The sequence below is a fragment of the Epibacterium ulvae genome, from assembly GCF_018678075.1.
Taxonomy (GTDB): domain Bacteria; phylum Pseudomonadota; class Alphaproteobacteria; order Rhodobacterales; family Rhodobacteraceae; genus Epibacterium; species Epibacterium ulvae_A.
Window position 1 is genome coordinate 16,451 of sequence record NZ_JAHHIR010000033.1, and the last position, 18,875, is coordinate 35,325.

The 18,875-nt window shown below is 57.6% G+C and carries 15 protein-coding genes; 11 read left to right on the forward strand and 4 right to left on the reverse strand.

What is annotated here, in order from left to right; translation table 11 throughout:
• The first annotated feature begins 6 nt into the window (after positions 1-6).
• The 9 genes from KMP13_RS08430 to KMP13_RS08470 all read left to right on the forward strand — a co-directional run bounded on the left by KMP13_RS08430 (position 7) and on the right by KMP13_RS08470 (position 9,927).
• Positions 7-1,578 (forward strand): L-aspartate oxidase, encoded by a 1,572-nt coding sequence (locus KMP13_RS08430; protein WP_215265417.1) that lies wholly within the window; start codon positions 7-9, stop codon positions 1,576-1,578.
• Entirely contained in the window at positions 1,575-2,420 is an 846-nt protein-coding gene (nadC, locus tag KMP13_RS08435; protein ID WP_215265418.1) for a carboxylating nicotinate-nucleotide diphosphorylase, read from the forward strand. The genes KMP13_RS08430 and nadC overlap by 4 nt, the downstream gene beginning before the upstream one ends.
• A 396-nt stretch (positions 2,421-2,816) precedes the next feature.
• On the forward strand, positions 2,817-3,872 hold the full coding sequence (locus KMP13_RS08440; protein ID WP_435370348.1) for a UDP-glucuronic acid decarboxylase family protein: 1,056 nt from the start codon (positions 2,817-2,819) through the stop codon (positions 3,870-3,872).
• Positions 3,872-4,864, forward strand: a complete 993-nt coding sequence (gene galE, locus KMP13_RS08445) for a UDP-glucose 4-epimerase GalE (RefSeq protein ID WP_215265419.1) — start codon at positions 3,872-3,874, stop codon at positions 4,862-4,864. Before KMP13_RS08440 ends, galE begins: the two co-directional genes overlap by 1 nt.
• Positions 4,854-6,728 (forward strand): glycosyltransferase family 2 protein, encoded by a 1,875-nt coding sequence (locus tag KMP13_RS08450; protein ID WP_215265420.1) that lies wholly within the window; start codon positions 4,854-4,856, stop codon positions 6,726-6,728. Before galE ends, KMP13_RS08450 begins: the two co-directional genes overlap by 11 nt.
• Positions 6,715-7,641, forward strand: a complete 927-nt coding sequence (locus KMP13_RS08455; RefSeq protein ID WP_215265421.1) for a glycoside hydrolase family 26 protein — start codon at positions 6,715-6,717, stop codon at positions 7,639-7,641. The genes KMP13_RS08450 and KMP13_RS08455 overlap by 14 nt, the downstream gene beginning before the upstream one ends.
• Positions 7,642-7,932: 291 nt before the next feature.
• The gene (locus KMP13_RS08460) at positions 7,933-8,259 is read left to right on the forward strand and encodes a hypothetical protein (RefSeq protein WP_215265422.1); all 327 of its coding nucleotides are present in this window, start codon (positions 7,933-7,935) and stop codon (positions 8,257-8,259) included.
• A 19-nt stretch (positions 8,260-8,278) separates the two neighbouring features.
• Positions 8,279-9,145: a glycosyl hydrolase gene (locus KMP13_RS08465; protein ID WP_215265423.1), complete on the forward strand. Its 867-nt coding sequence runs from the start codon at positions 8,279-8,281 to the stop codon at positions 9,143-9,145.
• Positions 9,146-9,405: 260 nt separating this feature from the next.
• On the forward strand, positions 9,406-9,927 hold the full coding sequence (locus KMP13_RS08470) for a DUF995 domain-containing protein (protein WP_215265424.1): 522 nt from the start codon (positions 9,406-9,408) through the stop codon (positions 9,925-9,927).
• Between the two features lie 79 nt (positions 9,928-10,006).
• Here KMP13_RS08470 and KMP13_RS08475 read toward each other — a convergent pair whose 3' ends face one another.
• The gene (locus KMP13_RS08475) at positions 10,007-14,317 is read right to left on the reverse strand and encodes a choice-of-anchor I family protein (RefSeq protein WP_215265425.1); all 4,311 of its coding nucleotides are present in this window, start codon (positions 14,315-14,317) and stop codon (positions 10,007-10,009) included.
• Positions 14,318-14,502: 185 nt separating this feature from the next.
• Between KMP13_RS08475 and KMP13_RS08480 the strand changes: the two genes are divergently transcribed.
• Positions 14,503-14,913: a group III truncated hemoglobin gene (locus tag KMP13_RS08480; protein ID WP_215265426.1), complete on the forward strand. Its 411-nt coding sequence runs from the start codon at positions 14,503-14,505 to the stop codon at positions 14,911-14,913.
• A 120-nt stretch (positions 14,914-15,033) separates the two neighbouring features.
• On the opposite strand, the gene KMP13_RS08485 is transcribed toward KMP13_RS08480, so the two are convergent.
• From KMP13_RS08485 to KMP13_RS08495, 3 genes are read right to left on the reverse strand one after another with little or no spacing between them, the layout of a single operon-like run.
• Positions 15,034-16,050 carry a YcjF family protein gene (locus KMP13_RS08485; RefSeq protein ID WP_215265427.1) on the reverse strand — a complete coding sequence of 339 codons (1,017 nt, stop codon included), beginning with the start codon at positions 16,048-16,050 and terminating at the stop codon, positions 15,034-15,036.
• Entirely contained in the window at positions 16,047-16,553 is a 507-nt protein-coding gene (locus KMP13_RS08490) for a GNAT family N-acetyltransferase (protein ID WP_215265428.1), read from the reverse strand. The genes KMP13_RS08485 and KMP13_RS08490 overlap by 4 nt, the downstream gene beginning before the upstream one ends.
• Positions 16,550-17,962: a YcjX family protein gene (locus tag KMP13_RS08495; protein ID WP_215265429.1), complete on the reverse strand. Its 1,413-nt coding sequence runs from the start codon at positions 17,960-17,962 to the stop codon at positions 16,550-16,552. The genes KMP13_RS08490 and KMP13_RS08495 overlap by 4 nt, the downstream gene beginning before the upstream one ends.
• A 132-nt stretch (positions 17,963-18,094) precedes the next feature.
• Between KMP13_RS08495 and truA the strand changes: the two genes are divergently transcribed.
• A complete protein-coding gene (gene truA / locus KMP13_RS08500) occupies positions 18,095-18,868 on the forward strand; it encodes a tRNA pseudouridine(38-40) synthase TruA (RefSeq protein ID WP_215265430.1) in 774 nt (257 codons plus the stop codon).
• Positions 18,869-18,875 lie beyond the last annotated feature (7 nt).

An 18,875-nucleotide genomic window follows, 5' to 3' on the forward strand; every position in this document is an offset into this window, starting at 1 on the left:
GCTCTTATGCAGTTAATCCAGACCGACCGCGTGGTGATCGTCGGGGCCGGGCTGGCCGCGCTTTATGCTGCGCTGAAACTTGCGCCGCGCCCCGTTGTGATGATCTCACCTGACGATCTGGGCTTTGGCGCCAGTTCCGCTTGGGCGCAGGGCGGTGTTGCCGCCGCGATGGATCAAACCGACAGCCCCGCCGCACATGCCAACGACACGCAAAAGGCGGGTGCAGGGACTGTGGTTCCCGAAGTCGCGGAGTTTGTGACACTAGCGGCGCGCGATCACATTCTGGATCTGACCGAAATTGGCACCGCCTTTGATCGCACCACCGACGGTGGCTATGTTCTGTCCCGCGAGGCAGCGCACAGTGCCGCGCGTGTGGTGCGTGTTCTGGGCGACCAGGCCGGGGCCGAGATCATGCGCGCCTTGATTGCCGAGGTAGAGGCGACCCCCAGCATCCAGGTTCTGGAAGGTGTTCAGGCCGTTGCATTGGACGTCACCGACGGCATGGTCAGCGGTGTGAAATTGACAGCCTCAACCAGCAAAGGCTCCAAACCGATCCTGCTGCAAGGGGCGGCGCATTTGCTGGCCGGTGGTGGCTCTGGCGGACTTTATGCGCTGACCACCAACCCGGCCCGTATTCGCGGTCAGGTCATTGGCATGGCAGCCCGCGCCGGTGCGGTGATTGCGGATGCGGAATTCGTGCAGTTCCACCCCACCGCGATTGATGTGGATGAAGACCCTGCCCCGCTGGCCACCGAGGCCCTGCGCGGCGAAGGCGCTGTTCTGATCAACAAGGACGGCACCCGGTTTATGACCGACGCCCATCCAGATGTTGAACTGGCCCCCCGCGATATTGTCGCGCGCGAGATCTACAAACAGACACAAGCCGGCAATCAACCGATGCTGGATACGCGGGACGCATTAGGAGAAGAGGTCAAAACCCTGTTCCCATCCGTGGCCGCAGCCTGTGCGCGACATGGCATCGATCCGGCCACCACGGCGATCCCGGTTGCCGCCGCTGCCCATTATCATATGGGCGGTGTTGCAACAGACATGAGCGGCCGCTGCTCCCTGCCCGGTCTTTGGGTCTGTGGTGAGGCGGCCTCAACCGGTCTGCACGGTGCCAATCGCCTGGCCTCAAACGGTTTACTGGAAGCTTTGGTCTTTGCCCGCGCCTGCGCAGTTGATATTGACGCCTGCCTGATGGGTGAGGCACAGCCCGATCAGATCACATTGCAATTCGAGGACGGAGCGTCCCTTGCCCCACAAGAGGCCATAACCGCCCTGCGCAAAACCATGACCGATTGTGTGGGTGTTGTCCGGGATCAAGACGGGCTGGAAGATGCGCTCTTTATGATTGATTTCCTCGAACAGAATCATGCGGCGGACGAAGGCTTTGCCAATATGTGCGCCACGGCGACGCTGATCGCAGCCGCTGCCCTGGCCCGTCAGGAAAGCCGCGGTGCGCATTTCCGGTCAGACTATCCAGCCCCTGATGAGGGGAACGGCCAGCGTTCCCGCATGACCTATGAGACCGCGCGCAGCATTCGCAATGCCATCGTAAAGGACACGACCCAATGACCGGCTCCATTCCCGATTTGATCCTGGAACCCATGGTGCGCGCTGCATTGATGGAGGATCTTGGCAGCTACGGTGACATTACCACCCGCACGGTCATTCCGGCTGGGACGACCTATGCTGCCCGTATCAATGCGCGCGAAGACGCCGTGGTCTCGGGCATGCAGGTTGCCGCGCTGGCCTTTCGTCTGGTGGACGCGGGCCTTGAGGTCAAAACCGTGATTGCCGATGGGGCGCCCTGCAAAAAGGGTGACACATTGATGGAAATCACTGGCGATGCGGCCTCAATCCTGACCGGTGAACGTGTGGCGCTGAACTTTGCCGGTCGTTTGACCGGGATCGCCACCCTGACCGCGCAGATGGTCGCCGAGACCAAAGGCACCAAGGCGCGCATCACCTGCACCCGCAAGACCACGCCCGGCCTGCGGATTGTTGAGAAACAAGCGGTGATCCACGGCGGCGGCTTCAACCACCGTTACTCTCTGTCTGACGCGATCCTGATCAAGGATAACCATATCGCCGCCGCAGGCGGTGTACGTCAGGTGCTGGAGGCCACCAAAGCGCAAGCCTCGCACATGATGAAAGTCGAGATTGAGGTCGACAACCTGGATCAACTCAAAGAGGTTTTGGCTGTTGGCGGAGCCGATGTTGTCCTGCTCGACAATATGGATAACGCCACTTTGGCCCAGGCCGTGGCCATGGTTGACGGCAAAATCGCGACCGAAGCATCCGGCAACGTCAAGCGCGAAACCGTGGCAGGGATTGCCGCAACGGGTGTGGACTATATTTCATCTGGTGCGCTGACCCACTCCTATCGGACAGTGGATCTCGGCCTCGACTTCTGATCCAGCGTGTTGAAACGGCTTTTCGGCCATGGGCAAATCTTTGCGCAGGCCATTTGACAGGCAATGATTCGCTTACTATTCCTACGCTAACGGCTGCGGCTGAAACTGCATTTCACCCTAAAAATCAATTAAAAATTGACGTGCCCCGCTTGAATTCCCGGTCAGGTGGCAAAATTTGGCCAAAAAATGGGCGGGCTATTGACGAAACTTCGACAATTTTATGAAGATTGGAATATCTGATTTTCATTTTCAGACCAAAAGCAACTGGGCGAGACAAATAATAAGAGGGGATACATCCCCCGCATGCGGCCAGGCATAGCGCAGAAAACGCATTGAGTACCGGCCATTTCGAGTAGTGCATGACAATCCACGCCCTCGTTTCGAGGAGCAAGCGTTGTGAACTATTTGACTAATCTTTTTTCGGACAAGGATCCAGCCGAAGATTACAAAACGAAGCGGGTCGCGGGAAAGCAACACTCCATTTTGATCACGGGAGGCGCCGGGTTTCTAGGGTCGCGCCTGTGTAGCCGTTACATTGATCTGGGCTATCGAGTCATCTGCCTTGATAATCTGTCCACCGGGCGCATGACCAATATTGCGCGCCTGCTCAACCATCCTCGATTTTCTTTTGTCAAACACGACGTTACGCGCCCGGTACAGCTGCCGCGCCGTGTGTCGATGATTTTCAACATGGCCTGTCCGGCTTCACCGCCCAAGTATCAGGCCGATCCGATCCATACGATGAAAACCAATGTCCAGGGGGCCTTGAACCTGTTGGATCTGGCGATGGAACATGGTGCGCGCATCCTGCAGGCCTCCACATCCGAGGTCTATGGCGACCCGGAAATGTCACCACAGCAAGAGAGCTACCACGGCAACGTAAACACTGTAGGTCCGCGGTCCTGCTACGACGAAGGCAAACGCGCGGCCGAGACGATTTTTCACGACTATCGCGACTATCACGGCGCAGACATTCGCATCGCCCGGATCTTCAACGCTTATGGGCCGGGAATGGATCCCACGGATGGCCGGGTGGTCTCCAATTTCATCACGCAGGCTTTGCAAAATAAACCAATTACGGTGTACGGCGACGGCTCGCAGACACGGTCCTTCTGTTTTCTCGATGACATGGTCGATGGGCTGATGTCGCTGATGCATTGCGAGGAAGATCGCGGCGATCCCATCAACATTGGCAACCCGGATGAGTTCACGGTGGCTGAACTGGCAGGGCTGGTTTTGTCGCAAACGGGATCCTGCTCGGACCTGTCATTCCGCGCCCTACCCCAGGATGACCCACGGCGCAGACGGCCCGACATCTCAACCGCGAGGCGCGCACTTGGCTGGTCGCCAAAGGTATCTTTGCGTCAGGGATTGATGGAAACCATCCCCTATTTCGAGGCTGAGATCTCCAGCGTGTCCGCCAATAGTTTTGCACCACAGATGGTTCAATAATGACGGAACCTGCAATCATAGTTACCGGAGGGGCCGGGTTTATCGGCAGCCACGCCTGCAAGGCACTGGCCGCTGCGGGTTACATGCCGGTGGCGGTCGACAATCTGCGCACCGGCCACCGCGATGCGGTCAAATGGGGCCCGTTGGAGCGCGCGGATATTCGCGAAACCACCAAGTTGAGCGAGATCATTCAACGCCATCAGGCCAAAGTGGTGATGCATTTTGCCGCCGCAGCCTATGTCGGGGAATCCGTAAGTGACCCTGGCCTCTATTATGAAAACAACGTCGGCGGCACCATGTCTTTGCTCGCGGCGATGCGTCTGACGGGGGTGCGGCAGATCATATTCTCATCAAGCTGTGCGACATATGGCATTCCCGATCACTTGCCGATCAACGAGCAAACGCCGCAAGTCCCGATCAACCCCTATGGCCGTACCAAGCTGATCTGCGAACAGATGATCCGCGATACGGCGGCCACCGGACAGCTGCATTTTGCAATGCTGCGCTACTTCAATGCCTGTGGCGCGGACCCCGACGGAGACTTGCGTGAACGTCACGACCCGGAAACCCACCTGATCCCGCTCGCCCTTCAGGCCGCTGCGGGCACGCGGCCGCCGCTGCAGGTCTTTGGCACCAATTACGACACCGCCGATGGGACCTGCGTACGTGATTACATCCATGTGACCGACCTGGCGCGCGCCCACGTAATGGCCCTGGATTGGCTGCTGAGTGGGCGTGAGGATCTGGTTGCGAACCTCGGCAGCGGCTTTGGCTTTTCGATCCTCGACATTCTGAACGCGATTGAGGATGTCACGGGCATTCGCACGCCTTGGGTGCCCGCCACGCGCCGCCCGGGCGACCCGCCGGAACTGGTGGCGGATGTGGCTTTGGCGCGCAATACGCTGGGGTTTAGACCCGAATACTCGGACCTGAAAATGATTTTGCGCCATGCCGCGCCGACCTTTGGGTTGGAGGTGCGCAATGCAGCCTAGCCCCGAACAGGACGTGCTGAAATTGATGGGGGACGGGCGCGATCGCTACTTGCGCCCCTTGTGGACCAAGGGACAACGGCGGCGCAATCTGGTGCTAGCCGTTCTGTGGGCCGCCTGCGCGCTCTTCTTCTGGCAATGGTGGCTGCAGCCTACCCATATGACCACCGGCCTGCAATATTGGGTTGCCACTGTGGCGCTGGCCTGGCTGTTTTATCTGCAACTGTTTTTCATCATCGTTTTCCGCCGGGCCAAAGTCCCCGCCTTTGATCCGCCCAAACCGGGCAGCGTGCGGGTGGCAATGATCGTCACCAAAACGCCGTCGGAACCTCTGTCCGTTTTGATCCCCACGCTAGAGGCGATGCTGGCGCAGAGCTATCCACATGACACCTGGCTGGCGGATGAAGCCCCGGATGCGGCCACCCTCAAATGGTGCAAACGTCGCGGTGTGCGCATTTCCACCCGCCAAGGGGTAGAAGCGTATCACCGCACGGAATGGCCACGCCGCACCCGCTGCAAGGAAGGCAACCTCGCCTATTTCTATGACACTTACGGCTATGAAGCGTATGATTTTGTCGCACAGCTGGATGCGGACCATGTACCCACCCCGACCTATCTAGCAGAGATCTTGCGCGGGTTTGCTGACCCGAATGTGGGTTACGTCTCAGCCCCCAGCATTTGCGCGGCCAATGCCTCCCAAAGCTGGGCCGCACGCACGCGGCTTTATACCGAGGCCGCTTTTCACGGCGTCTTTCAAGCGGGCTACACCGCGTCACTGGCACCTATGTGCATCGGCTCCCACTACGCGGTGCGCGCCAAAGCTTTGAAAGACATCGGCGGCCTTGGACCCGAACTCGCCGAAGATCACAGCACCACCATGTTGATGAACGCAGGCGGTTGGCGCGGGGTGCATGCCTTGGACGCCATTGCCTATGGCGATGGTCCGGCGAACATTGCGGATCTGTGCACGCAAGAGTTTCAATGGTCGCGCAGCCTAGTGACCGTGTTGCTGCAACACACGCCGCGCTACCTCAGAACCTTGTCGCCGCGGCTGAAATTCCTGTTCCTCTTTTGCCAGCTGTTTTATCCGCTGTTTGCAGGCTTCATGACCCTGTTCTTTCTGTTGCCGGTTGCCGCGCTGGTTCTGGACATTCGCTATGCCAATGTGACCTTCCCGGATTTTCTGGTGCATATGATGCCGCAGATTGTGATGCTGACGGCCATCGCCTATCGGATCAAAGCTGACGGCCATATGCGCCCCTTTGATGCCAAGGTCATCTCTTGGGAAAAAGCCCTGTTTCTTGCCTTGCAATGGCCCTGGGCGCTTTGGGGATGTGTTATGGCATTCCGGGATCGGTTTGGCGGTGGCTTTGTGGATTTCCGCATCACCCCAAAAGGCGAAGCCGCACAAGCGCAATTGCCGATTAAAATCCTGGCACCTTATGCGACCCTGGCATTTGCCTGCCTATTACCCGTGCTATTTATCTCACATGTAGAAAATGCACGGGGCTTCTATCTTTTTTCTGCAATTAATGGTATTCTGTTTTCATCAATAGTTGTCGTGATTTTATTTCACCACTACTGCGACCGTGGTGCATTTTCAAATCGCTGGCGGGCATATGACGCAGTAAAAATTTCACTCGCGCCATTATTAATTGCAACGACATTTTTTGCAATTAGCGAGCGCGGGACAGAAGGGCTTTATGCTCTTTCAAAAGGGGCCGAACCCTTTCAAATCATCAGAGAAGAATATGCGGTTGCCGGAGCAGGCATGGGCACGCCGGGAAATGTAATCTTGATTTTTGATCCGGGTATCAAACGCTCGGTTTCAGATCACCATCGGGAGGAGAGACATGGCTCAGACTGATCGCCGTCAACCTATCAAACGGGGGCTGGTCCCACTCGCCGGCCTTTGCACCCTCATCGCCGGAAGCGTGCTGGCCGCGCCCCCAGGCACACTGCCCTTTGGCGTCTATGATCCCGGAGGAAACTTCTCCGAAGATACCGACGTGCAAATCGAACATCTCTTCCTGCCCTGGGAAGACGTGTTTCTCCCCTCGCTCCTGCAGGCCGATGAATATGCCAAGGAACGCAATCGCGCGGTTCTGGTAACGGTCGAGCCCTGGACCTGGACCCGCAGCGAACGAAACACTGCAACCGTCCTGACAAATGGGATTTTCAGCGGCGAATATGACGCCAATATCCGGGCGATCTGTGACACGCTTGCCCAGTTCGAAAGCCCCGTTACAATTCGCTGGGCCCAAGAGATGGAAGACCAGTCCGGTCAGTTCATCTGGGCGCAATGGGAGCCGGAAACCTATGTGGATGCCTATCAACGGGTGGTCGACATCTGCCGCGAAAGCTCGGAAGATTTTGACTTCATGTGGTCGCCGCTGGGCTATGAAAGCCTGGATGAATATTTCCCCGGCGAAGACTATGTGGATGTCATTGGCCTGTCGGTCTTTGGCCTGCAACCCTGGGAACAACAGGTCCTGGGTGGCGCGCAAAGCTTCCGCGAGATCCTGACACCACGTTATGAACGCGCCCTTGAGTTCGACCTGCCGATCGTGGTTGCCGAGCTTGGTTATGTGGGAGACAGCGCCTATGTCGACACATGGGAGCAGGATGTGCGTCAGGACATCGCTGATTTTCCGGAACTGCAGGCGGTGATCTACTTCAACCAACAGGAAGTCTACCCATGGCCGGATGATTTTGGCCTGCCGGATTGGCGGGTGCCCAACCGGGTTTTGGATCAGCTCCAAGCCGAGCTGGGTGACTGAACCGGCCGGATTGGCCAAAAGTCGCTTATCAAAGTAACATAAGACTGTATATGGTGGCTGGCCGATACTTCGGCTTAGCCATCAAGTGCTTAGTAAGCACGGTCATTGATCCAGCGCATTCACCACATCCCGTGAACAGTGCCAGGATGTGGTGCATTAGCGCTTCGTTATCCTTGAAAGTCTATATTGGTTTTGCCGACCGCGCCCCGGTTTGCTAATGTCCGGGCACGGAATGAGAGTAGTAACAGTGACACATCCTCTGGCAAACAGGGGAGTAACGAGGCAGTTCAAATGGCAAAACGACCCACCGCGCAGGCGGTCTTTCCTGCATGTTCCCCCCTTACTTTGTTCACACGTATCGCAGCTACAATCACGTTGAGCGTTGCGGCTTTGACCCTTGCGCCCGTCGCAGCCTCTGCGCATGAAACGGTCATTCGGGTCAATGCAAACACCACCACCCAGGCTCCAGTTTACACGGCCAAAGCAAACCTGAACCTTCTGCGCCGCACCACAAGCGACAATCGCAGCAGCAAACGCCGCACCTCTAGCGTTGGGCGCGGCAGCTATATCTGCTCTCCTGCAGGCTTTGGTCAGCGTTCGCGCTGCTACTCTAACTGACCCGAATTCGGCAGCAGCTATGGCACCGCTTTTGGGTGGCCTTTTGCGTGCGGTTCCGCTTTGGTCATTGTTGGTCTGGCTGTTGGTAAGCCTGCCCGCAATGGCACAGCAAACCGGCCTGGGCCTTTGGGAAGATCCGCATTTCAAAATGCTGCGCTGGGTCGAGGCGCAACCAGATCTGCAATGGTATTACAATTGGCGCTCTGACCACCTGTGGCATCAGGGAAACCATCGTCGTTCGGTGGAATTTGTGCCAATGATCCACAGCGCCAAAAACATTGGCGACAAAATCAAAAGTCGGCGTAAACCCCAGGCTTTGTTGGCTTTTAACGAACCAGACGGGCGCAGCGGCCCCCATCAAGCCACCATGTCCGTGTCCAAGGCCATCCGCCTTTGGCCGCAGCTCGAAGCACATGATCTGCGCCTGTCCAGCCCAGCAACAACGATGGGCAACACATTGGGCGCGGCCTCCTGGCAACGTCGCTTCATGGATGAGGTCGCGGCGCGCGGGTTGCGCGTCGATTTCATGGCGGTGCATTACTATTCTACCGACGGCGATATCAGAGCCTTCCGACGCTGGCTTCAGGCCGTCCACGCCGAATATAAACGCCCGGTTTGGGTCACTGAATTTGCCATGATAGACTGGCAAAATCCGGACCGTGTCACCTATGCTCAAAACGCGCGTTTCGCACAGGAGGCCATTGCCATGATGGACAACCTGCCCTTTGTCGAGCGTCACGCCTGGTTTGCCGCCAACCCCTATCCCTGGCGCGGGGCAGTGCCGCAGATCAATTTGCTGCACGATGATCTGAGCCTTACAGAATTGGGTGTTTCGTTCATGGATACATTGAAAAGACGCCGCGCCCGGCTTGCCCGTATAAATTAAATTCACAGGAAAACGGGGCCACCTGAAGAACCCGTTCCATCCGAGAAATAGCTGGGAACTCAATTTCGAATTTGTGTGGTTATTCTTGATAATTAATTAAAAATATGGCACGATTCTAAATTAAGGGGATTATAGATCCAGCCGTTTGTCTGGCCCCAATCATGCCGCGCGCGTATATGAGCAGATAACGCGCATTGGGACAAACTCCCTATCGGTCAATATCTTTTGTAAATTTGCAGGCGATGTTTGGAGGAGTATTAATGCGTTTTCCTAAATCTTTGCGCCGCCTATCTCTTGCGGTGACAGTTCTCGGGACTTTTGCCGGGGCTGCTTTGGCCCAACAAACTTATTTTGGCTCTCCCATACCAATGGATTCTGCCGCACCTGAACCGGAATCGCTGTATCGCGTCTTTGCCGGTCACAGTGCTGATTGGGGTGCGGGCTCTTACGCCTACTTCGGATCCGATGGGACGTTTCGCGCGGTGAACGCAGCAGAGCAAAGCATCGGCGAAGGTCGCTGGTACGTCACCACCAACAGCAAGATGTGCTATGATGCCAATTGGATGTGGCGTCAGGATTTTACCGCCGAAAGCAGCCAAGTGCTGACCTGCGCCCGATTCCGCGTCGACAACAGAGGCGAGATGTGGTCCACGACAGGCTCTGTTGCAGGCCCGTGGTTTCCTTTCTCAAGCGCCAATTTGAAACGCGGTGATTTTGTCACACGGCAGTTCAACACGTTCTACAGCTCGTTCGGCATTGCACCCGGCAACGTAAAAAACTGACAAACGCGAGAAGCGCCCGTCGGCCTGGCGCGCGCTCCCTGTGTGAAGATGCCCGGCAACATGTGCCGGGCGAAAGTGTCTACGCGAAGATGAAATCGTCCTCGGTGAATGTGCTCAGACGGAGGTTGATGCCGTTGACAACCAATGTCTCTTCTTCATGAGACACAGTCACGCTGGTAGTGCCATCAAAGGCAACTTCCAGCTTATCAAAGGCTTCAACACCCCATGCAGAAACATCGATGAAGTCTTCACCGGCATCGAAGTCCGTGATCAGATCCTCTTCAGCATCCGCAACGAATTGGAACGTATCCGCACCTGCGCCACCGGTCAGAATGTCCACGCCCCTACCGTCGTTTAATACGTCAACACCGCGACCACCTGAGAGGGTATCATTGCTCAGACCACCAAACAGGCTGTCGTTCCCAAAACCACCCTGCAAATTGTCGTCGCCGATAAAGCCGCGCAGCACGTCATTGCCGCTCTGGCCACGAATGAGGTCATCACCGAGGCCCCCGTTGGCAAGATCGTTGCCAAAGCCAGCTTCGATCGTATCGTCGCCGCGACCGCCGCGTACTTCGTCCTGACCGGCGCCGCCACGAACCAGATCGTCGCCAAACCCGCCGAGAACTGTGTCGTCGCCATTTGCGCCGCGCACGGTGTCATCGCCTGCATCACCTCGGACCAAGTCATTGCCGTTGCCGCCTTTGACCTCATCGTCGCCTGAGCCACCACGTACAGTGTCGTTGCCGTTTGCACCGCCAACTACATCCGCACCGGCATTGCCGTGTACAAAGTCATCGTCGCGGCCGCCATTTACGGTGTCACGACCAGCGTTGCCAAAAACTTCATCTTCGCCAGCACCGCCGCGCAGGCTATCGTCACCAGATAGACCGGTGATTTCTTCGCCTGCAATAGTACCGACAAGCGTATCGGCCTCTTTGGTTCCCTCGATGGACTGCTCCAGACCCAGCGCCAGATCATAGGCGACTGTCGTGCCGTCAACTTCATAGGCAACGACCAGCTGTGGCAGGCCGCTGCTGCTGTCTTCTGCGGAGACAAACGCCATGCCTTCCGGGCTGATGCCAACGTTGCCGGGCGCGATGTACTCCACGAAGAGTGAATGCGCAGGATCCGTGACGTCGTAGATTACGATGCCGCTGTCACGCTCAAGACCAACAAACACATAGGTACGACCGCCATGCTTGCCGACGGTGATCGCCTCGGGTTCGGTACCTTTGTTGTCGGACCGACCGTCCACAAAACCATTCGGGTTCAATGCCGCTGTAATGCGCGCGAAATCCGAACCACTGTCAAAGATCAGAGTGCCTTCTTCATCAAAGATGGAGAAAGAACGCCCCCCCAGAGCATGCAGCACATCGATGTCGCCGTCGCCATCTGTGTCGCCGTCAATCGCTGTGATCTCAAGACGTTCCAGACCGGTTGTATCAACGCTTTCGTCGATGGTAACGATCTCTTCATCTCCGTCGCCGTCGATGTCGTAGGACACTTCACCTGCGAGGAAATCTTCGACGCGGAAGTCTTCGTCGCGGGCATCGCCTTCGTTCGCAGTTACGATGTAGTTGGTGCCGTCTACCGCAAAAGAAGAGATCGTGTCGGGCTGGCGCAGACTGACAACATTCTCGAACGTCTGTGGGTTATAAACACCGTCTTCGTCGTTCACATCCGTGGCGATTTCAGATAGATCCTGTGTCCCTGCGGAGAACAGTCGAGTGACTGTGCCGGTCGCTACGTCGATAACCGCAATCGCATTGTTCTCTTGCAGCGAAACATAGGCCGTTTCACCATCTTCCGAGAATGCCGCAACCTCTGGCTCCAGATCACGTGCAACGGAAACGCCTGGGAAGATGCGGATACCTGCGTCACGCAGCGCATCTGCCTGTGAGTTGAACGATGCGAAGTTGATACCAACCCGAGAGGCGTTTTCTGCCCCCTCGCTGACATTGATCAATGTGACCGTGCCGCGCGCGTTCAATTCATCACCCGGCTCACCTTCGTTGGACACGATGATGGTATTGCCATTTGGAGAGAATTTCACTGCATCTGGCAGGTTGCCAACAGAGACAGTATTCAGGAGTTCTCCGTCCGTGCTGAACAAAGCGACCAGACCGAAGGTATTGTCGCCCGTCTCTGCATTCTCACGGTTGATCGCAACTGCAACCAGACCGTTTTTCACGGAGACAGACTGAACCCCCTCGTATCCTTCAACAGCCGTCAGATCGATTGCATCAACCAGTTCGGCCGCTTCGATGTCGAAAATGTCGATGGTGTCTTCTTCACCATTGGTGACATAGGCGCGACCGGCTTCAACGTCGACGATCTCTGCGCGACCCTCATCGTCATCCTCGTTTGGCGCACCTTCGCCTGAGAACAACAGGGTGGAGCGTACCACCTGAGCGTCCGTTTCGACCGAGAAGTTGATGCCGCCCTGGTCCAACTGAACGATGCGTGTGTCCAAACCAGAGCCCAGGTCTTCTTCGTCGAAAGCGTTGGCTGATTCGCCGAAGTTTTCGGCCAGATATTCGGCCAGCGCGTCCTGCTCGGTGCCGTCCTCAGCGAATGTTGCAACGCCTGTCAAACGCTCGTCGCCTTCGCCGTCGCCATCCAGATCGTCCAGATCAACACGATTGGCCGCATCACCTATTGGGAAAGGATAGCCATCGCCACCGCCCGCAAGGAAGCCAAGGGTCACAATGCGGAAGCTCTCGGAAGCGTCGCCTGCCAATTCACCGTTCACGACCAGCTGCGCAATGATGGAGCCATCTTCTTCGTCGACAATCGCCGCATTCACGATGCGAGAGCCTGCGTCTTGGGTCTCATCAATGGACAGGCGGATGCCCGAGATCTGTGGGAAGCGACCATCAACGCCTGGCAAGGCGCCAACACCATGTTCCAGAACCTCAACCAGTTCTTCACGTGTGAGGGTCAACAGGGTCAAGTTGTTGTTGAACGCTAGAGTTGTCTGGATGTCATTCTGGCTGATGCCGCCTTCGGGCTTCACCAGGTTGCCTTCGCTGTCGATAACCTCTTCGTTGGCAGAGCGTACAGCTTCGGTGCCGCCAGCCGGAACGATGGTTTCACCGATGTTTGCGCGAATACCGCCACCGTTTTTGATGGAGACAACAACGGCGTCGTCATAATCCTTTGCAACAGCTAGGTTGGCGTCTGCGGTCAGGTTGCCAAGGTTGGTTTCCTGAGTACGTACACCATCGGTATCGGTGACTTCACCGGTGCCCGAGCGGTTGCCGTTCAAGAAGACGTTGGAAACGCCAAACACGTTCGATTCGCTGGCAACAATCTGAGCTTCGATTGCGTCAACGATCTCTTCGATTTCCGCGTCTGCCAGGTCTTCGGCACCGAGATCCGCCACGCCTTGTTCATCCGTCGCATATGCACCGGACACTTCGGCGTCATAGCTATCGGCGATGATATTGCCCGCGTCATCAAATTCGATGACCAGACGGCCAACATATTTGTAGCTGCCGTCAGTGTTCACAACCACAGTGTCCGTCCCGCCTGCATTGGTCACGAACTGCGGGTACTCACCCTGTGAGGTGTCACCGTCGCGCAGACGGTCATTTTCGTCGGTCAGACGTGTGTTCGAACCACCTGCAACGATGATATCAACGTTTTCCAAACGTTCAGCCAGCGACAGTTCGATGTCAATTCGCTGCATGTGCGCCAAAAGGACAACTTTGTTCAGCGACGGGTTGTCAGCCAGCAAAGTGTCAACTTCAGCTTGAATTTCAGCTGCCAGCGCGTCGAGCTGATCGTCAGTCGGGACACCGTCGAAATCCGCAGGCAGGACCGAAACGTCACCAGGAGAGGAGATCGACCCCAAAGTAGGCGTGGTCGCACCAACAACACCGATCAGCTCGCCATTTTCTTCGAGCACAACAGAGGTTGTGATGGTGTTTGCCTGAGGCGCTTCGCCGCCTTCAACAAACAGGTCCGCCAGATTGGCATCGGTGGTTACGTCCAGGTTGGCCGACAGATAGGCAAAATCTGCGCCGCCAAAATCTGCGCCAAGGATCTCAGCTTCCGCGTCACCGCGGATCAGGCCACCCAGAACTTCGGTGCCGAAATCGAACTCGTGGTTACCCAGCGCAATTGCTTCAATGCCCAGCTCGTTCTGGATCTGAATGTCAGCAATACCAACCGAACCAAAGGCTTCGGCGGAGGCGTCAAAGAACAGACCAGGAATAAACGCATCGCCGGAAGACAGGGTGATTGTGTTGTCGACTTCACCGTCATCGCCCAAATCCTGAGCACGCAGGCCATTCAAAACAGCTGACAAATTCAGCGCATCTACAACAGCCGCGCTTCCGGCCTCTTGGTCCGCAATATGTAAAAGTTCTAGGGTGTAAGCCACGGTTCTCTCCAATGAGCTACAAAATCGAGAGCGGCCTACGTGAGACTGGGAACAAAATTTTATCGTCTTTGTAACGGGGAACTAAAACATGGCCACAAGCGATCACGAATGCGTCACGTTGACTTTGCGTCGCGTTGGCTACACCACCACTTTCACCGGCCGGCGAGCAATCTGAGGACACATACATGCAAGACACCAGCCTAGCGCGATTTGAAATCGGCGCTGACGATATCAAGCGAGTGGTCCGGCTGTTTTACGCTGCGGTTCGCCAAGACCCGACGCTGGGGCCGGTGTTTGCAGCGCATGTGACGGATTGGCCGGAACATGAGGAAAAGATCGCCGCGTTTTGGCGCAATGCGATCCTGCGGGAGAAATGCTACTCTGGCAATCCGATGCGGGTGCATGTCTCGCGCCCGGATGTGAAGGCTGAACATTTCCCGATCTGGCTGGGGCTGTTCCACAAGACTTTGAACAAAGAGCTTTCTCCGCTTCAGGTGCAACAATGGGGTGCATTGGCGGATCGGATCGGCGAAGGGTTTCGCACCGGCATCGTCGCCATGCGCCAGCCCAAAGACGCCCCACCTAAATTGTTTTGAAGGCCCCGCTGCAAATACGTAGCAAGGGCAAAGGCTCCCGCGCAGGCAGGATCGGCATGCCGATCCTTGGCCCCCTTGGGCCTGGCGCTTTGTACGGGGGCACAAAGCGCGCTCGCTATCTCAACTGTTTCGGCCGATGATGCCTTTGAGCGCTTTTTGAATAACCGTGCGCGTTTTGGGGCGACGTGCGCCCGAGAAAGGCATCGGGCGGCACAGGTCTATAGCAGCAAGCCCCACGCGCGCCGAAAGTGCGCCATTCACCAGACCTTCGCCAAATCGGCGGGAAAGCTTTGACAGGATCGAGCCGCCCAACACCGGTTCAAGCAGGTCATCCCCCACAGCCATGGCACCGGTTGCGACGAGATGGGCAAAAACACGACGTGTCAGGCGCCAGGATGCCAAGCCGCCGGAGCGGCCGCCATAGATCTCTCCCACCCGGCGGATCATCCGCAAGGAGGCGACCAGAGCCACAACCACATCCGCCAGCGCCAAGGGCACCAATGCGGTCACTGTCGCGACTTGCCTCGCGGCGGCCTCAACCTCGGCCAGGGCTTGGCTGTCAAGCGGGGCCAAAAGCTCACCCTCGGTCAGGTTCAAAACCGCATCGGCGTCCATGACATCTGGCAGGTGTTCCGTCAGATTTTGCTGCGCCCAGGCGAGTTCCGTGCGCCCCTTGTAGAAAGCCGACAGGTCCTGTGCGAACTGCCGCGCGGCCTTCAGATCATCCCCAACATTTTTTGCAGACCGGCGCAGGCCATCCACCCGGCGCAGCCGCACAAGGCCCGCAAGTTCGCGTAGCGCAAACAGCAAAGCCAGAGCCAATAGAAGCACGACACCGGCCGACATCGCCCAGCCCAAAACCGGAAACCGGCCTATCAGTCCGGTCAAAAAATCCCATGCCCAGATTGAGAGCATGGCCCCCGAAAGCGCGGCTAAAACGCTCCAGAACACGCGACCCAGACGCGAGGGTTTGCGTGATAGCCGTGTGGCAATCGGGGAGAGCGCGCTGGCGTCGCCCGCTGTGTCAGAACCAGCCTGGAGGGTTGCGCCGTCGAGGTCGGGCACAGGTGCGGCGTCGGCAACCGTTGGTGTTGCCGCGTCGTCCTCGAGATCAAAGAGGATTGGTTTCTGGCTCATGCGCCGTGTTCCTTTTCCCTATGCGCTTCGCCGACTGGCTCAGACCCGTCAGCCAATGCGGGCGCGACCTTGGTCCAGACATAGGCAATGTCGGAGAGGTTTTCAGCGTTTCCCTGACCATCGGTACGCGTGGTTTCGACAAAACCGTGGCGGAGGTAAAACCGTTGCGCGCCGACATTGACCTGAAATGTCCACAGCATGATCTGGACCACCTGTGTCATGGCCTCGTTCAACAGCGCGGAGCCGATACCCTGACCTTGTGCCTCGGGCGCGACATACAGCGCGCAGATCTCATCCCCGTCCCGTGCCAGAAAGCCCAAGATCTGCTGGGCGCGTTCGGCCACGGTAACCCAACCGCGATCGATCATAGTGCCGCAAAACGAAATTGCCTCCGCTCCGGAGTGTTCCTTGGGCATCCACGAGGTGTCTGTTTCGAACCGGTGCAGGATGTCTCCGATCTTTCCGGCATCTGTGGGCTGCCCAGGACGTAGAGTTACTGTCACAAGCGATCTCCCAACAAAAACTCTGCGGCGCGATCCAGCCGAATATGCGGCGGGCCGTCACCTGGTTTCAGCGACAAAGGTGCCGGGGCAAAAGCCATGGACTGGAATTCGCCATCCAGCCAATCCTGGGCGCCTTGCCGCGCCGGGGCTAGGAGCTGGCCTGGGTCTTCGGGCAATGCGCCGGGGTAAAAGGCTGCTGACTTGCCGGTGTTCAAAAGCTGCCCGCGCACGCAAGGGAGATCTTGCCCCGCGTGGGCGCGCATCTCTTCGGTTGTGGTGCGCAGCGAGGCCAGGGAGAGTGCTGCGGTTTCTGCCCCCACAAATTGCGCCCGGTCCCGTGCATCCCGGGTCAGCGCATCAATGATACCAGTCAGTTGCGGATGTTGCGCGTGATGCAGGTGATCGGCTTTAGTCGCCGCAAACAGGATCTTTTCCACCCGTTTGCCGCGCAGGAGCCGCGACAAGAAATCGTTTCGTCCCGGGCGAAAAGCCGACAGGATATCGGTCAGCCCTTGGCGTATGTCCTCAACCGCTTGCGGGCCCGCGTGTATTGCCGACAAGGCGTCGACCAAGACCACCTGCCGGTCGATACGGGCAAAATGGTCGCGAAAGAAGGGTTTCACAACTTTGGCCTTATAGGCTTCGTACCGGCGTTGCAGTTCCGCCCCCAAACTGCCGCGTTTGGTCGCGTTGGGTGGCAAGGGTGCAAAGGTCAAAGCGGGGGAGCCTTCGAGGTCACCAGGCAACAAAAACCGGCCCGGGGTGCAATCCGAAAACCCCGCTGCGCGGGCCGCGTTGAGGTAACTGGTAAAGGCAGCCGCGAGATTTTGCGCCACAGGCTCGTCGTGCCGGGCATCGCCATCCGCACTTTGTAGTGCAGCCAAAAATGGCGCGGCCTCGGGCCGATTGGCAAGCCGCTGCAAAACTTCGCTGGACCATTGGTCAAATGACTTATCAAGAAGCGCCAGATCCAACAGCCACTCGCCAGGGTAGTCGACGATATCAAGGTGCAGGGTCTGCGGCCCCTGAAGGCTCGACAGAAAACCGGTTGGACGCACGCGCAACGACAGGCGCAGCTCGGATATGGCGCGGGTGCTGTCGGGCCAATGCGGCGCGGGACCAGTTAGAGCCGCGAGGTGGTTTTCATAATCAAACCGTGGCACCGTATCGTCGGGTTGGGGTTGCAAATATGCCGTCTCGATCCGGCCATCGCGCGCCGCTGCCAGCTGCACCATCCGGCCCCGGTTCATAAGACCCGCAACAAGGGACGTGATAAATACCGTCTTTCCGGATCGCGCAAGCCCCGTCACCCCCAGGCGCAAGGTGTTGTCAAACAAACCAGAACTGACGCGTGCGCCCATCGAGTCCACCGTGCGGGCGACCTCATCAATTACCGTGCCGATGACCACTCTTTACCCTCTGGCGTTGTTGTTTTTCTCAAAATAGGGTGCGCGGCCTCCGCTTACCAGTGTTTCCCGCCCCAGTCGCAAAAGCAGCAAAAGCGCTTGCCAATCCGGCACAGGCCGCGCTAGGGGACCGCCATGCCCAGATACGCCCTGAAAGTCGAATACCACGGCGCGCCCTTTGCCGGGTGGCAACGCCAAAAAGACCAGCCCTCGGTTCAAGGCGCGATAGAGGCTGCCTTGGCCAAGTTGGAGCGGCGCGACCACACCATCGCGGCCGCCGGGCGGACGGACACGGGCGTGCATGGCCTTGGGCAAGTGGCCCATTGCGACATGGAAAAAAACTGGGATCCCTTTCGCCTGTCCGAAGCGCTGAATTTCCACCTGAAGCCCAACCCGGTGTCGATTGTGGATTGCGCGCAGGTGGACGGCGATTGGCACGCCCGGTTTTCCGCGATCGAGCGGCAGTATCTGTTCCGCATTCTGATGCGACGGGCCCCTGCAACCCATGACGCAGGCCAGGTCTGGCAGATCAATCACCAGCTGGACATCGACGCGATGCAGGACGCGGCCAACCACCTGTTGGGGCTGCATGATTTTACCACCTTCAGGTCGTCCATATGCCAGGCGCAAAGCCCGGTTAAGACGCTGGATGAGCTGCGCATCGAATCCGTGGATGGGTTTTCAGGACCCGAGGTTCACTTTCACGTGCGCGCCCGCTCTTTCCTCCACAACCAGGTCCGCAGTTTTGTCGGCACTTTGGAACGTGTTGGCGCCGGCACCTGGTCGCCATTGGATGTAAAAGAGGCGCTTGAGGCCTGCGATCGTGCGGCCTGCGGGCCTGTCTGTCCGGGCCACGGTCTGTATCTTGCGCGTGTTGGATACCCAGATCCGGTCTTTCCCGCTCGTTAAACGGGTT

Bases quoted from the DNA above. Each gene is read 5' to 3' on its own strand.
- KMP13_RS08430 (WP_215265417.1), top strand. From the start codon at position 7: ATGCAGTTAATCCAGACCGACCGCGTGGTGATCGTCGGGGCCGGGCTG.
- nadC (WP_215265418.1), top strand. From the start codon at position 1,575: ATGACCGGCTCCATTCCCGATTTGATCCTGGAACCCATGGTGCGCGCT.
- galE (WP_215265419.1), top strand. From the start codon at position 3,872: ATGACGGAACCTGCAATCATAGTTACCGGAGGGGCCGGGTTTATCGGC.
- KMP13_RS08450 (WP_215265420.1), top strand. From the start codon at position 4,854: ATGCAGCCTAGCCCCGAACAGGACGTGCTGAAATTGATGGGGGACGGG.
- KMP13_RS08455 (WP_215265421.1), top strand. From the start codon at position 6,715: ATGGCTCAGACTGATCGCCGTCAACCTATCAAACGGGGGCTGGTCCCA.
- KMP13_RS08460 (WP_215265422.1), top strand. From the start codon at position 7,933: ATGGCAAAACGACCCACCGCGCAGGCGGTCTTTCCTGCATGTTCCCCC.
- KMP13_RS08465 (WP_215265423.1), top strand. From the start codon at position 8,279: ATGGCACCGCTTTTGGGTGGCCTTTTGCGTGCGGTTCCGCTTTGGTCA.
- KMP13_RS08470 (WP_215265424.1), top strand. From the start codon at position 9,406: ATGCGTTTTCCTAAATCTTTGCGCCGCCTATCTCTTGCGGTGACAGTT.
- KMP13_RS08480 (WP_215265426.1), top strand. From the start codon at position 14,503: ATGCAAGACACCAGCCTAGCGCGATTTGAAATCGGCGCTGACGATATC.
- KMP13_RS08485 (WP_215265427.1), bottom strand. From the start codon at position 16,050: ATGAGCCAGAAACCAATCCTCTTTGATCTCGAGGACGACGCGGCAACA.
- truA (WP_215265430.1), top strand. From the start codon at position 18,095: ATGCCCAGATACGCCCTGAAAGTCGAATACCACGGCGCGCCCTTTGCC.